The organism is Pseudomonas sp. P4_C8 (assembly GCF_056401975.1).
In genome coordinates, this window is record NZ_JBFUIH010000028.1 from 1 (window position 1) to 14105 (window position 14105).

The 14105-nt window shown below is 59.1% G+C and carries 11 protein-coding genes; 5 read left to right on the forward strand and 6 right to left on the reverse strand.

Going from position 1 to position 14105, the window contains the following annotated elements; translation table 11 throughout:
* The coding region (locus AC1DWM_RS18160) for an NAD(P)(+) transhydrogenase (Re/Si-specific) subunit beta (RefSeq protein WP_477795805.1) at positions 1 to 628 on the forward strand (628 nt) is incomplete at its 5' end.
* An 82-nt stretch (positions 629 to 710) separates the two neighbouring features.
* Here the strand turns inward: AC1DWM_RS18160 and gbdR are convergent.
* Complete coding sequence (gene gbdR / locus AC1DWM_RS18165) at positions 711 to 1814, reverse strand: choline metabolism transcriptional regulator GbdR (RefSeq protein WP_223519644.1); 1104 nt, start codon at positions 1812 to 1814, stop codon at positions 711 to 713.
* A 752-nt stretch (positions 1815 to 2566) separates the two neighbouring features.
* Here gbdR and AC1DWM_RS18170 point away from each other — a divergent pair.
* The 4 genes from AC1DWM_RS18170 to AC1DWM_RS18185 all read left to right on the forward strand — a co-directional run bounded on the left by AC1DWM_RS18170 (position 2567) and on the right by AC1DWM_RS18185 (position 7197).
* On the forward strand, positions 2567 to 3124 hold the full coding sequence (locus tag AC1DWM_RS18170) for a P-loop NTPase family protein (protein WP_477795806.1): 558 nt from the start codon (positions 2567 to 2569) through the stop codon (positions 3122 to 3124).
* Positions 3125 to 3209: 85 nt separating this feature from the next.
* Positions 3210 to 4715: a MocR-like pyridoxine biosynthesis transcription factor PdxR gene (gene pdxR / locus AC1DWM_RS18175; RefSeq protein ID WP_477795807.1), complete on the forward strand. Its 1506-nt coding sequence runs from the start codon at positions 3210 to 3212 to the stop codon at positions 4713 to 4715.
* A gap of 112 nt (positions 4716 to 4827) precedes the next feature.
* The gene (locus tag AC1DWM_RS18180; RefSeq protein ID WP_477795808.1) at positions 4828 to 5898 is read left to right on the forward strand and encodes a sugar phosphate isomerase/epimerase family protein; all 1071 of its coding nucleotides are present in this window, start codon (positions 4828 to 4830) and stop codon (positions 5896 to 5898) included.
* A gap of 33 nt (positions 5899 to 5931) precedes the next feature.
* Positions 5932 to 7197: an MFS transporter gene (locus tag AC1DWM_RS18185; RefSeq protein ID WP_477795809.1), complete on the forward strand. Its 1266-nt coding sequence runs from the start codon at positions 5932 to 5934 to the stop codon at positions 7195 to 7197.
* A gap of 85 nt (positions 7198 to 7282) precedes the next feature.
* On the opposite strand, the gene AC1DWM_RS18190 is transcribed toward AC1DWM_RS18185, so the two are convergent.
* The 5 genes from AC1DWM_RS18190 to AC1DWM_RS18210 all read right to left on the reverse strand — a co-directional run bounded on the left by AC1DWM_RS18190 (position 7283) and on the right by AC1DWM_RS18210 (position 13408).
* On the reverse strand, positions 7283 to 8281 hold the full coding sequence (locus tag AC1DWM_RS18190; RefSeq protein ID WP_223519634.1) for a 3-hydroxybutyryl-CoA dehydrogenase: 999 nt from the start codon (positions 8279 to 8281) through the stop codon (positions 7283 to 7285).
* Positions 8281 to 9387 carry an NAD/NADP-dependent octopine/nopaline dehydrogenase family protein gene (locus AC1DWM_RS18195; protein ID WP_223519633.1) on the reverse strand — a complete coding sequence of 369 codons (1107 nt, stop codon included), beginning with the start codon at positions 9385 to 9387 and terminating at the stop codon, positions 8281 to 8283. The genes AC1DWM_RS18190 and AC1DWM_RS18195 overlap by 1 nt, the downstream gene beginning before the upstream one ends.
* Before the next feature lie 97 nt (positions 9388 to 9484).
* Positions 9485 to 10459: a cupin domain-containing protein gene (locus AC1DWM_RS18200; RefSeq protein WP_477795810.1), complete on the reverse strand. Its 975-nt coding sequence runs from the start codon at positions 10457 to 10459 to the stop codon at positions 9485 to 9487.
* Between the two features lie 84 nt (positions 10460 to 10543).
* Complete coding sequence (locus AC1DWM_RS18205; protein ID WP_477795811.1) at positions 10544 to 11899, reverse strand: spinster family MFS transporter; 1356 nt, start codon at positions 11897 to 11899, stop codon at positions 10544 to 10546.
* Positions 11900 to 12157: 258 nt separating this feature from the next.
* Entirely contained in the window at positions 12158 to 13408 is a 1251-nt protein-coding gene (locus AC1DWM_RS18210; RefSeq protein ID WP_223519627.1) for an OprD family outer membrane porin, read from the reverse strand.
* Between the last annotated feature and the right edge of the window lie 697 nt (positions 13409 to 14105).

The window sequence follows — 14105 nt, forward strand, 5'->3', positions numbered from 1 at the left end:
GTACATCATGTGCAAGGCGATGAACCGCTCCTTCTTTAACGTACTGCTTGGCGGTTTCGGCAACACAGCCGCCGCCGGTCCTGCAGGCGCCCAGGAAGCCCGTCCGGTGAAGTCCGGTTCGGCTGACGACGCGACCTTCCTGCTGACCAACGCCGACACCGTGATCATCGTTCCGGGTTACGGCCTGGCGGTTGCACGGGCACAGCACGCGCTAAAAGAACTGACCGAGAAACTGACCCATCGCGGCGTGACTGTGAAGTACGCGATCCACCCGGTTGCCGGTCGGATGCCTGGCCACATGAACGTATTGCTCGCCGAGGCCGAAGTGCCTTACGACCAGGTGTTCGAGATGGAAGACATCAACTCCGAGTTCGGCCAGGCTGACGTGGTGCTGGTATTGGGCGCCAACGACGTGGTCAACCCGGCGGCGAAGAACGATCCGAAATCGCCGATTGCCGGCATGCCGATTCTGGAAGCGTTCAAGGCCAAGACCATCATCGTCAACAAGCGTTCGATGGCCAGCGGCTATGCCGGCCTGGACAACGAGCTGTTCTACCTGGACAAGACCATGATGGTGTTCGGCGACGCCAAGAAAGTCATCGAAGACATGGTCAAAGCCGTCGAGTAAGTCCTGCCTCAGCACAACACTAAAATGAAGCGCATTCCCCTATCCTGCGAACGTTACGCTTTCGCAGGATAGGGGTGAAGATTTATAGACGAACGCTGGCAAAGGTTGACTCGTTACGTGCCTGGCTCAAAGCCGACATCGAACCGGCCAACGGCGAGAGCACCAATGCTTGCGGCAGCGGTATCATCGCCACCTGCTGCGTGGTATTGGAACCGACGCGCTCGTCACGCGGCGGAATGCCGAAGTATTCGCGGTAGCACTTGGAGAAGTGCGGCGTGGACACGAAGCCACAGATCGAAGCCACTTCGATGATCGACATCGGCGTTTGCTTGAGCAACTGTCGCGCACGGACCAGACGCAGTTTCAGGTAGTAACGCGACGGCGAGCAGTGCAGGTACTTCTGGAACAGCCGCTCCAGCTGTCGACGCGAAACAGCGACGTACACCGCCAGTTCGTCGAGGTCGATCGGCTCTTCGAGGTTGGCTTCCATCAGTGCGACGATTTCCTGCAACTTCGGTTGATTGGTACCAAGCATGTGCTTGAGCGGCACGCGCTGGTGATCCTGTTCGTTGCGGATGCGCTCGTAGACAAACATTTCCGAGATTGCGGCGGACAGTTCACGGCCGTGATCACGACTGATCAGGTGCAGCATCATGTCCAGTGGCGCGGTGCCGCCGGAACTGGTGAAACGGTTACGGTCCAGGGTGAACAAGCGCGTGCTCATGACCACACGCGGGAAGGCTTCCTGCATCGAGGCCAGGCATTCCCAGTGCACGCTGCAATCGAAACCATCGAGCAGTCCGGCGCAAGCCAGGGCCCAACTACCGGTGCAGACCGCACCGAGTCGGCAGGCCTTGCGGGCCTGGCTTTGCAGCCAGGATACGTGTTCACGGGTAACGGTGCGCTGAATGCCGACGCCACCGCAAACGATGATCGTGTCCATTGGCGGTGCTTTGTGCATGGAAGCGTCAGGGGTGATTTGCAGGCCATCACTGGCCCAGACCTGGCTGCCATCGACGGTGAGAGTGGTCCAGCGATACAGCTCGCGACCGGACAACTGGTTGGCCATCCGTAGCGGTTCTACAGCGGACGCCAGAGAAATCAGCGTGAAATTGTCCAGCAGCAGAAAGCCGATGGATTGAGGCGCACGGTTCTGGGGTTGGGCCCCGGAGTTGAACGACGTCATCGCGGTATCTCCTCACACAAAGCGTGTGAATGGCCTCAGGCAGAGGCTCTTTTTATTCTCCCATCCAAAAGTTGGTGGGTTTGTTCCTATTCAATCTGCAAAGGTCATACCCAATTACATAAGTTTTAGTGGATCCAAAAACGACATCACTCAATGTCTCTAAGCTGAGGGTTTGCAGGGCGGGAGCCATAAGGAAAACGCTTGAGTTTGAGCCTGCGCTCATCAACGTTGTGCACATTCGTAGCACATACGCGAGAGATGTCTATAAACGACAACTTATTTGTAACCGACACCTACATGTCGGTTTTTGAAAACAATAATGACCAATGCCCCGATTTGGGCTGGCACAAGCGCTATGCGCTATGAAAGTGCTCTGTGACCGGGACAAGGCGTACCAGTAACCGGATCTAGGCCGATACACAATGGACGCGATTATCAGAGCGGTATACGTTCGTGTTTGATACTTCCCCATCAAAAAACGAGCTCGAAATTCAAGGTGGCACCAAAGTGAAGTCGGCAGCGGTTATGACGGGCCGGTATGGGTAGATTGCAGCCCCTCACTACAGGTAGCAAACGGCCAGAAGCAAACGTTCAATGTGACAAAGAGGGGGCAGTATCTTGCTCTCATCTGCATATAGCGCAGCAGGCAACAAAAAAATCATTCCTGTGGTGCGCTAGCCCCCCATCAGCCTTTAACTGGCGCCCCAAAACCTGCACAATCGCCGGCTTTTTTCGCGACAGGAAGTCCGACCATGCAACGGATTGTAATTCTGGGCAATGCCGGTAGCGGCMAATCTACCCTCGCCCGCGCCCTCGGCATCCGCCTTGCCTTGCCCGTGGTGCACCTGGACACACTGTTCTGGGAGCCCGACTGGGTCGAACCCGACGCTGAGCAGTTCCGCACACGGGTCAGTGAAGCGATCGCACCGGCTGCGTGGATCTGTGAAGGCAACTATGCCCGACGTACATTCGATCTTCGCCTGCCCCGTGCCGACTTGATCATCTGGCTCGATACGCCGCGGCTCACCTGTTTCACTCGGGTGATCATTCGCAGCGTAACGAACCGCCCTCGCCCTGACCTTGCAGCAGGCTGTACAGAGAAGCTCGACCGGGCATTCCTGACCTTTCTGAATTTCGTGTGGAATTTCGATCGTGGCTACCGTCCAGGCATCGAGGCGGTGCGCTTGGCCATAGGCCCGCAAATTCCTACGGTGCATTTGCGTGGTACCCGGCAGATTGCCGCATTTCTCGACAGCTTGCCTGCAACGTCTGAAACCTGTCCTGAATTAACCTCAACCCCAGACAGATGACTTATCGAGTACCACTCGATACCCTTCCCTCTCCATCGCCTGACAGTTCCCAGGTCAAACCCCATCTCCCCCAGACGAGCATGTCATGAAATCCCCCGCAGGTTTGCTGCTGTCGGCTATCGAGCTGGACCGTGCCAGTGCCATTCCCCTGTACCGTCAACTGTATCTGCAGATTCGCAAACAGATACTCAACGGCAGAATCCAGGGGGGCGTGCGCCTGCCGTCGACCCGGACCTTGAGCAACGAGTTGGGGTTGTCGCGGATCACCATTCTCAATGCGTTCGATCAGCTGATTGCCGAAGGTTTCCTGGCCTCGCGCACCGGCGCCGGTACGTATGTCGGCACTGAGTGGGAAAGCCGGGGTATCGAAGACGAGCAACCGCGCCAGCCACCGCGCCTGTCCGACCTGAGCCAGTCGATGTTGTCGCTGCGCAGCGATCATTTTCGCGGGGTGTCCTATGCCGACTGGGACCCCGCGACCCCGACTTCCTTTCTGCCCAGCCACAGCACTTATGACGCCTTCCCGCAGGCGATCTGGCGGCGCCTGATGAACCGTCATTTGCTCAAGCCAACCAAGGCCATTCTGGGTTATGGCGAGTTGCAAGGCTTGCAGGCGTTTCGCACGGCGATTGCCGAATACGTTTTCGATGCACGTGGCATCGACTGCAATGCCGGGCAAGTGGTGATTGTTTCCGGCGCGCAGCAAGCGTTCAACCTGCTGGGCATGCTACTGCTCAATCCACAGGACAGCGTCTGGATGGAGGACCCGGGGCACATCGCCGCGCGCATTGCTTTGCAGGCCCAGGGGGCTCAGGTGGTTGCGTTGCGTATCGATGAACAGGGGATCGATGTCCAGCAAGGCCTGACCGAGTGCCCTGATGCCCGCCTGGTGTTTTGCACGCCTTCGCGCCAGCATCCTTTGGGTGTCACGCTGAGTTACGCGCGGCGCCAGGCACTTATCGACTGGGCTGCGCAGCATCAGAGCTGGATCATCGAGGACGATTGCGACAGTGAGTTTCGCTACAGTGGCCGCCTCCTTCCGGCGCTGTATGCCATGGACCAGATGGCCCGAGTGATCTACGTCGGAACGTTCAGTAAAGTTCTCTTTCCGTCACTGAGACTGGGTTACGTGATTCTGCCGCAGGCCCTGGTCGAACCCTTTTGCACCCTGCGCGCGGTCATGGATCGCAGTCCGCCCACACTGCTTCAGGCGACAACGGCGGACTTCATGGGCGAAGGTCACTTTCTGGGGCACATCCGCCGCATGCGTGCGCTGTACAAGGCGCGCCAGCAGGCATTGATCGAACAGCTTGAAAAGCAGATTGGCAGCTTCTTCACGATCACCCCGGCGGATGCCGGCATGCACCTGATCGCCTGGCTGCCCCCCAAACTCAGTGACACTGACATCGCCCGTCAACTGGCCCAGCACAACATCCACACCTACGCCTTGAGCGACTACCGCATCAAGCATGCCCTGCCGCCGGCCCTGTTGATCGGCTTTGCCGGCACGCCTGAAAACCAGGCCCGGGAGCGTGTCGAGGCGCTGGCCCAGGCCTTGCGCACATTGGGTTATCTGCCGCCGACCAGTTGATGCGAGGCAAGTGGTCTTATCAATTAACTGATAATGGATCTATCGAGAGTTCCTGACTGGCGCGATAAAGGCTGCGCCGGTAGACCCGGTGTCTGAACCAGGAACGACTCTAATGAACAATAAGATCCAGGAACGATTCAACGCCTTGCTGAGCCATAAGGTGGTCGAAGACGGGGCTGTTCCCGTGCTGACGGACGCACTGGCCCGGCGGTTGCTTGAGCGTCTCGGGCAATTGCGCCTGTTTGCCCACGCCTACCCGCTACTGACCAACCTCACCCACGGTCGTGTCACCCCTGCCGACCTGCTGGACTTCGCCTATCGCCACGAGCTGCAAGGCCTGAGCCTGCACTTGCTCGACGGCGAGGAAAACAGCCTGAGCCAAATGTCACCCGCGCAGCTCCAGGCGTTTGCCGCCAAGGCCAAAGCGCTGGGGCTGGATGTGCACCTGGAAATCAGCAGTACGCTGAAAAAGGATGTCGATCAGGTAATCGCCATCGCCAGGACTCTGGGGGTGCGCAACATCCGTGTTTACTCACGTTACGAGGGCACGCTGTCGCGGGTCATGGACGTGATCGAGACCGACCTGCACTACCTCGCGCAACAGGCCGACGCACACGATCTGTACTTTGACTTCGAGCAGCATGAGGAACTCAAGAGCGGCGAGATCGCGCAACTGCTCAACCGCCTCGACCACCCTCGTCTGCATGCCCTGTTCGACTTCGGCAACATGATCAATGCCTGCGAACAGCCCCTGCAGGCCCTGCGCAACCTGGCGCCGCACATCCGTCAGACGCACATGAAAGGTGTGCGCATCGTCCCCGAGCAAAACGGCTTCGGCCATTACGGCGTATTGCAGGGCAGCGACGAGGACGATCTGCCCAGCGCCCGCATGCTGTTCGAGCTGTTGATGCTGGGCGAAGCAACCCCGCAGGTGATTGCATTCATTCTCGAGCAGGAAAATCACTACGTGGCCCCGGCCTTCCGCCAAAGCCTTGAGGCGGCCGATCCCTTCATTGCTTACCGGGAGATGAGCGAAACGCCGCTTCCGAACGGCTACTCGCTTGAGCAAATGCTGGCCGATGAACACCGCTGGGCGAACAACCAGGTCGCCTATGTCCGCAGCCTGCTGGCCGAGTTTCGCACCTTGGCCGAACTGACCCTGGCCAGCCCTTCCAACGCCTGATCCTGACGACCCGATTACGCCCGGAGAACAATAATGACAATTCAAAACAAGGCCAAATGGCTCAGATTCCTGATCCTCATCCTCGGTGGTGGCACCATCTACAAGCTGGCGAACCTCAAGGACGCCTTCTATGTACCCATGCAGGAATTCATGGGCTTGAGCCACACTGAAATCGGCATGCTGCTGAGTGCCAACGCGATCATCGCTACTGCGCTGTTTGTGCTTGGCGGCCTGCTCGCCGATCGCTACGACACGCGCAAACTGATCCCCCTCGGCCTGATCGGGACCGGTGGCCTGGGGTTGTACCTGGCGACCTTTCCGCCCTTCAGCAATTTGCTGATCGTGTTCAGTCTGTTGGCGATTTGTGCCGACTGCCTGTTCTGGCCATCACTGCTCAAAGCCATCCGCAACCTGGGTGACGATCAGGAGCAAGGCCGGTTGTTCGGCCTGCTCGAAGGCGGGCGTGGCGTGGTGGATACACTGGTGGCCTTTTCCGCCCTGGGCGTGTTCGTCGCCATGGGTTCGGGCGAAACCGGCCTGAAGTCGGCGATCCTGTTCTACTCGGTCATCGACATTCTGGCTGGCACCCTGACCTGGTTCCTGCTCAAGGGCGGCAACGCGCAGTCGGCGGCCAAGCCGAAGAATGGTCTGGCGAACTTGATGGAAGCGATCAAGGTTCCGGGAATCTGGCTGGTCAGCCTCAACGTGTTCATGGTCTACATCGTCTACTGCGGCCTGACCTATTTCATTCCCTACCTCAAGGAAATGTACGGGTTGCCCGTGGCGTTGGTGGGCGCCTACGGCATCATCAACCAGTACTTCCTGAAGATCCTCGGCGGGCCTGCCGGCGGTTTCATTGCCGACAAGCAGTTCAAGAGCACCAGCCGCTACCTGAAGTGGGCATTCCTGGCGCTGTTACCGCTGATGGGCGTGATCATGCTGATTCCGAAAAGCCCCGGCTTCATCTATGCGGGCATGGCCGCCACCCTGTCCTTCGCCCTGATCGTGTTCTCCATGCGCGGCGTGTTCTGGGCCCCCATGGGTGAAGTCGGCATTCCCCAGCACATCACCGGCTCGGCCTTCGGCATCGGTTGCCTGATCGGTTATGCACCCGGCATGTTTGCCTACGTCATCTATGGCGCGATCCTCGACCACTTCCCTGGCCAACAGGGTTACAACTATGTCTTCAGCCTGATGAGCATACTGGCCGTTGTGGGATTCATGGTGTCCAGCCTGCTCTATCAAGCGGTGCGCAAAAAATCCCCGGCCACTGCAGGGATGAGTGCGGCGCAAGCCTGAGCTAGCGCACAATCTGGATAAAGCGTTAGCGGCTTTACAGATTATGCAGCTCGACGATCAGGGCCCGACATCCGGGCCCTGATGCTCAGGCCTGCCTCAAGGCGCCATCGAAAGCTGGCGTCAGCCCCGACAACTCCAGCTTGCGGACAAAGTCGCCAAGACGTTGCTGCTTGTAGCTTTCCACGTCCATGTCGCGGTAATCGTAGAAACCCTGTCCGTCTCGCAAGCCATTGCGGCCGTTTTGCATGTTGTCGGCAATCACCTGCGGCGACTGGAAACGCGGGTCCAGCGCTCCACTGAGGTAGCGCGAGGCGTAGTAGAGGATGTCGCCGCCACCCCAGTCTATGAACTCGAGCAAGCCCAGCACCGAGAAACGCAGGCCAAAGCCGACGCGCACCGCGGTGTCAATATCTTCTGCGCTGGCCACGCCCTCCTCCACCATCCGTGCGGCTTCGTTCATCGCCAGTGCCTGGATGCGCGGGACTATGTAACCGGCCACCGGATTGCACACCACGGGCACCTTGCCGATGCGCTTGAGCAGTTGCAACAGCCGCTCGACCACCTGCGGGCAGGTCGCTTCGCTGCGGCTGACTTCCACGAGCGGCATCAGGTACGCCGGATTCAGCCAGTGCGCGTTCACGAAGCGCTTCGGCTCACTGACCATTTCGCTCAGCTCGGTGACCAGAAAGGTCGACGTGGTCGACGCAATGATCGTCGACGGCGCGACATGCTCGCTGACCCAGGCGAAGGTCTCCTGCTTGACCGCGATGACTTCCGGCACCGCTTCGAACACCAGGTCGCACTGGTGCAACGTCGTCGCGGCCTGGGATTTGGATTGCACCGTCACCCGGGATAGGGCGATGTCCGCCTGTTCCACCTGGAGCACGCCGAGGTGTACCAGCATTTGTAGCTCGCTGCGGATGTTACTCCGCACTCGCTCGAAGTAGACCCGTCGCTCGTCTTCGTCGCGGTCCTTGATGTCGATCAGGTTTACCGGCAGGCCCGCATGGATGAACGCCAGGACAATGCCCTCGCCCATCCGGCCGGCACCGACCACGCTGACTTGAGGCAGCGCAGCGTTCATCAGTTGTAGCCCTTGGTCAGTAGCTCGGTCATCTGCGCCCGGCTCAGGTTGGCCAGACCGAGGTTTTCCAGGGTGCGGCCTTCGGCGTAGAGGTCACGTGCAGCGACGACCGAAGCAATGCTCAGCAGGCCCTGCGCTACAGGGGTCGGCACACCGGCCCAGCGGCCGACGGAAACCAGGAAGGACAGGCCCAGGCGAGTGTCTTCCAGCATGTACCGATGCTTCTGCAGGTCGATGTCTTCGCGCCAGTCACCGCTATCGGTCAGCTTGCCATGGGCACCGCGACCGTACATCCACTCCTCGCCTTCGGTGCTGTTGTAGTGGTCGGCCAGCGGGAAATGCGGCGCGCCGTAAGTCAGTGCTTCGCGCACGGCCATGCGCTCGGCGTCGAGCTGGTTGGTCACGCGGCGGATCGACGGCTGGGTGCCCTCGTTGTGAATGTCCCACGCCTCGAAATGCTCCAGCGGCCCGGCATTCATCATGATCAGCGGCGGGTGGATGATGGGACCTGCGTTCATCAACGCACCGCTCAGGGCGTCTTCAATCGGCTCGACGCTCGGGTAGGCCTCGCGCAGCACAGCGAAGGCGTGCTCGGACAGGTTGCTCGGGAACACGCCGGTCGGCAGGCGGGTGGCGTAGCAACTGATCACCAGGTCGCTGGCACCGTGCTTGCGCACCAGGTACGGCAGCGTGCCGGTTTCTGCGAAGGCGACCTTGCTCTGGTTGCCCGCATCAGCCATGGCCTTGGCGAACACGTAGCTGCCAAAGGTGCCCGGCGGCAAGAACAAGACTTGACCGTCGTGCAGGTGCGGTGCGACGTGTTTGGCCAGGTCTTCGTGGGAGGTCGACGGCAGCGGAATGATGACCAGTTGCGCGTCGCTCAGGGCTTCGGCAAGGTTGTCGGTCAGCGACAGCTTGTCGCCCGGTTTGCCGACGGACAACTGGCGAGTGCCCTGGTAGTCCTTGATCGTCAGGCTGCCGATGTCCAGCAGCTCCTTGAGCGCGGCGGAGTCGCGACGCCACAGGCGGGTCGTATGCCCCTTTTCAGCCATTTCGACAGCAGCGGCGTAGCAGCCGTGACCGCCACCCAGCACGGTAATATTCATGGAGATGCTCCTTTTTTGTAAGAGTCTCGATGCTATCGATCCATGCCGTCACACACTTATCCGATTGCGCAGCCGACTGACGGATTACGCAGAAGTATTAATGCGCTTGCCGCCGTAGAGTGTCCGACGGCAAGCAGCCATAGCGTTGCCGATAGGCGCTGGAGAAATGCCCGAAGCTGTTGATGCCGTGACGCAACAGGATATCGGTGACGGTTTCGCCGTCCCTGCCCTGCTTCAGCGACTCGTGGATCACCGCCAGACGACGGTCACGGATGTACTCGACCGGTGCCTGCTGGAGAAACTGCTTGAAGCCGTTTTGCAAGGTGCGGACCGACACGCCACACAGCTCGCTCAGGGTCGCCAGACTGATCGGTTCGTCGAGGTGCTCCTCGATGTAGTCACGGGCCTTCTTCACGTGGTGCGGCAGCGGCGCGCGCGAATCGATCAAAAGATCCGCGGAGTAGTTATGCGGCAACTGTGTGAGCAGCAGTTGCATCAGGTATTCGGACAGGCCGCTGGCGATACGCGAACCGTCCACGCCGCTGCCGTAAAGCCGACAGATGTAGTCCAGGGTGTGATAGAGACTGACGACGCCGGCACCCAGATGGTCGACGCTGACATCGAAGATCACCGACTGCCGCAGGCTGCGGCCGAGCAGGCGTTGCAGTTGCGTCTCCAAGGCATCACGGTCGACGCGCAGAATCAGGTTGCGGCATTGGCCATCGGTGATGATGCGGCTTGTCGCGAACGGCGAGGAAATGCTCAGGTAGCCCGACTGCATCGCCGCACTACGCCGCCCGTGGGCCACCTCGCACTGCCCCTGCAAGGTAATGCGGAACAGGTACTGATCGGCTATGTCGCCGATGTTGATCTCCACGGGCGCGCCATAGCGCAAGTCGAGCAGCGCCGATGCGCCGAAGAATACGCCGTTGAGCCGGGTGTAAATGGGTTCGTCACGCAGTACGTTAAAGCTGTGCGGGCACAGGTATTGGCTGACCTTGTCCTTGATCTCACGGTAATCGGCCGAGCTGAGCAGGCTGTGCCGTTCCAGCAGGTGTACGTCATTCAACATCAGTGGCTCTCCCGAACTGGAGCAAATTGGCCCCGCTCCGTTCAAACGGAGCGAGGCCAAGGTGCCGATCATGGACTATTTATGTCAAGCCTGGGTCGGGTACTCCCGGGCATAGCTTTCGCGGAAACGGCGGCAACCACGCCATAGCAGAAGCACTGTCAACGCCGACGCGCCGGCGATCACCAGCGACATCGACGAGCCCACCGCCGCCGGCGAACCGAAGTAACGGTCGGTCAACAGCGCCACCAGCGTGGTCCCCAGGCCCAACCCCAGCAGATTGCTGATCAGCAGAAACATTGCCGAGACCTGCGCGCGCACCTGATTCGGCGCGAGGATCTGCATTGCCGCCGTGGACGCCGGCATCGGGAACGAGGCGAAGAACATCGCCGGCACCAGCAGGGTCACCGACAGCCACAGTTGATCGGCTTGGGGGAACAGCACGGCCGGCACCGCCATGCCGAGGGCACCGATGACTCCAGTGCGCATGGCGGCGTCCTGATGACCTTTCTTGGCCAAATAGTCGGTGAGCCATCCACCAAATAACACCCCAGCGGTGTTGGCCAGCAACAGCACGGTGCCGAGCATGTAGCCCGCCTCCATCGGCGACAGGCCGAACTTGCGGATATACAGCGCCGGGCTCCAGCTCATCATGCAGAAAAGGACCATGGCGTAAAACGAAAAGCCCAGGTAGTGGCAGGCGAAGGTGGCACGGTGGCGGCCGAGGAAGCGAAAGCCATCGCTCAGCGCGACCTTCTTGGCCCGACCCTGCGCATCGACCTGCAGGCCTTTACGCGCCGGATTGCGTACGGTGAGCCAGATCAACAGGCCAACCAGGATGCCGGGCAGGCCGACAATGAAGAACGCCAGCTGCCAGGCCTTCATTGCGCCGAGAAAGGCGACCTCGATGGTGTTCATGTCCTTGAGCATCGCGATCACATAGCCGCCGACCAGAAAGGCCAGACCGCCACCGACGAACGAGCCGATCGAGTAGATACCCACTGCGCGGCCGAGCTTCTCCTTGGGGAACATATCGCTGAACATCGAGTAGGCCGACGGCGACAGGGCCGCTTCGCCGACGCCGACACCGATGCGGGCGAGGAACATTTGCAGGAAGTTCTTGCTCAGGCCACAGGCGGCAGTCGCCAGGCTCCAGAACACCACACCGACGGCGATGATCTTCGGACGGGAGAAGCGGTCGGCCAGATAGGCGATGGGCATGCCCATGAACGCGTAGAACAACGAAAAGGCCAGCCCGTGCAACAAGCTGAACTGGGTATCACTGATCTGCAAGTCGGCTTTGATCGGCTCGATCATCAGCGCCAGGATCTGCCGATCCACAAATGAAAATATGTAGGCAAGCATGCACAGAGCCACCACATACCACTCGTAAATGTACGTTTTCTTCTTCTGCAGTACCGCATCATCGACTTGGATATTCACTAATGTTTGCTCCTCTTGGAATCCGCTCAAGCGCGCAGCGCGCCGGGTGACGGTGCGCAGGACACCGACTGGGTATTTGCGGGGCAGATGCCTGCCACCGGCAGGCGGATTGCCTGGGAGATGTAAAAAACGATGGGTTCGAACATGGTCAGGCCTCTTATTGTTATGGGGTAAAACACCCGCCTGGCTCCGTGGCGCCGGGAGGGTAATCGGCTCAGCGCGTTTTAGGCAAGGCGCAGTCGCGCCCTGCAACAGCGCTTACCAGAACTTCCAGGTGTAAGTCGTGGCGAAACGGAACTCGTTGTAGTCGTAGCCGTACTTCTGTTTTACGTCGATGTTGCGCAGGTCCAGCCCCAGGCCTTGCAGCGCCCCGCTTTGCACCACGTAGTTGAGCCCCAGATAGCGTTCGCTTTCCTGGTTGTCGCTCAGGTTGCCGCCGCGGTCCCAGTTGGTTCCCTTGTAGTAACGGGTGAAGAACTTCAGCCCCGGCATGCCCATCCCGGCAAAGTCATAGCTATAGCGCGCGCCCCAGGACTTTTCATCGGGACGGATAAATCCCACCGACCCCCAATGCACCAGGTAGGGTTGTGGGATAAAACCATTCATAGTTGGGAACACGCTGTCACCGAGCATGCGCTGGTAACTGAGGCCAAACATGTGTGCACCCTTGAGCAAGCTGAACAATGCGCCGTAGGCACGGTTGTCAATCTCACCGTCCAAAGCACTGCCAGCTTCATTGTTATTGAAGTAGCGCAAGTCGGTTTTAAGTTTGTAGCCATTGCCCAGATCAGCCATATGCATCAGGCCAAAATAGTGCTGCTGATAAATATCCTGCAAGACGCCATAGAAGTAACTGACTTGTAGGTTCTTGGTAATGTCGTAAGTTGCCCCGCCAAAGTCCAGGCCGTCACTGTCGAGATTGGCGGGGGTGCCAAATTTGTACAGTTTTGCGTGGTCAGAAGATTCCCGTGTAACGGCAGACCAGAAACGGCCGCCGGTCAACGTCAACCCATCGACTTCCTTGGACTCGACCACGGCCCCCTGGTAAATGGTGTCCAACTGCCGACTGGTGTCATCGAACGCCACCGGTAATTGCGGGCGAAGATCACCGACCTTCAACTCGGTCTTGCTGTAGCGCGTCTTGAAGGTCGCACCGGCGCGACTGTATTCAGGGGCCGTCTGCTGTTCGCTTACGCTGAACGGCAGCGAACCGTCGTTACCCGAGGAATCCAGGCGCACGGCGTATTGCGCATCCACATCCAGGCCGATTGCCAGGGCCGTATCGGTGTAACCGGAGGTGAACTGCGCATCGAAACCCTGAGACCAACTATGCACTTCAGACACAGGCGCATTGGTATTGGTGTAATTGCGGTGCAGGTAGAAGTTACGTGTATCCACTTTGAAGTGACTGTCATCAACAACACCGGCATAGGCTGTCAAAGGCGAACAAATCATCCCCACCACGCTGGCAATACCAAGCCCACGGCGAGATTGCTTTACCTCATACATCTGACATCTCCACATCTGTATGTGCTTGAGCACTGTATTTATAGGAGCAGAATCAAACCAAGAACTAAAACGGCGGCAGCCGAACACCGAGCCTTATTAAATCCGCCAGGGTGCTCATCAGAGCAAACGTTCACGCGCGCAGTGCGTCGCTCGAGGGTGCACAGGTTGGCGACTGGGAAGTTGCGTGGCAGATACCAGCCACACTCAGGCGAATTGCATGGGAGATGTATTGGACGTTGGGTTTGAACATTGTCAGGCCTCTTATTGTTATGGGGCAAAACGCCAGGCGAGCTCAATGGAACAGGCCGCTACGACGACACGCCTCTTGGCTAAGCAAGGTAAGTGAGTAGACGCCGCGTCGGTATTGAGATGAACAGCATCCGCAGGGGGGAAATCTTCAACCCGGCTAAAGTTTTCCCTTAGTCGACTCAGAAGCGGAACGGGGTGTGCATCGAGAGGAAGTCCTTCGTAACACGCAGCAATCGGCCATACGCTGACACTGACCAGCGTCGCTCTCACCCCAAAACAGCTAACTGGTTTCTATAGACGCCCCTGACATCACCCTTCGCAGGGGGATTGTCCCCAGAGTTGGTTCTATTTCCCCAGGAATGCGTTTTCTTTCGCGCTGACGAATGCCTGGAAACCACCATTTGTTCCGTCTCAGGCACTAAACAGAACGATTACTGCCTGCCTTACC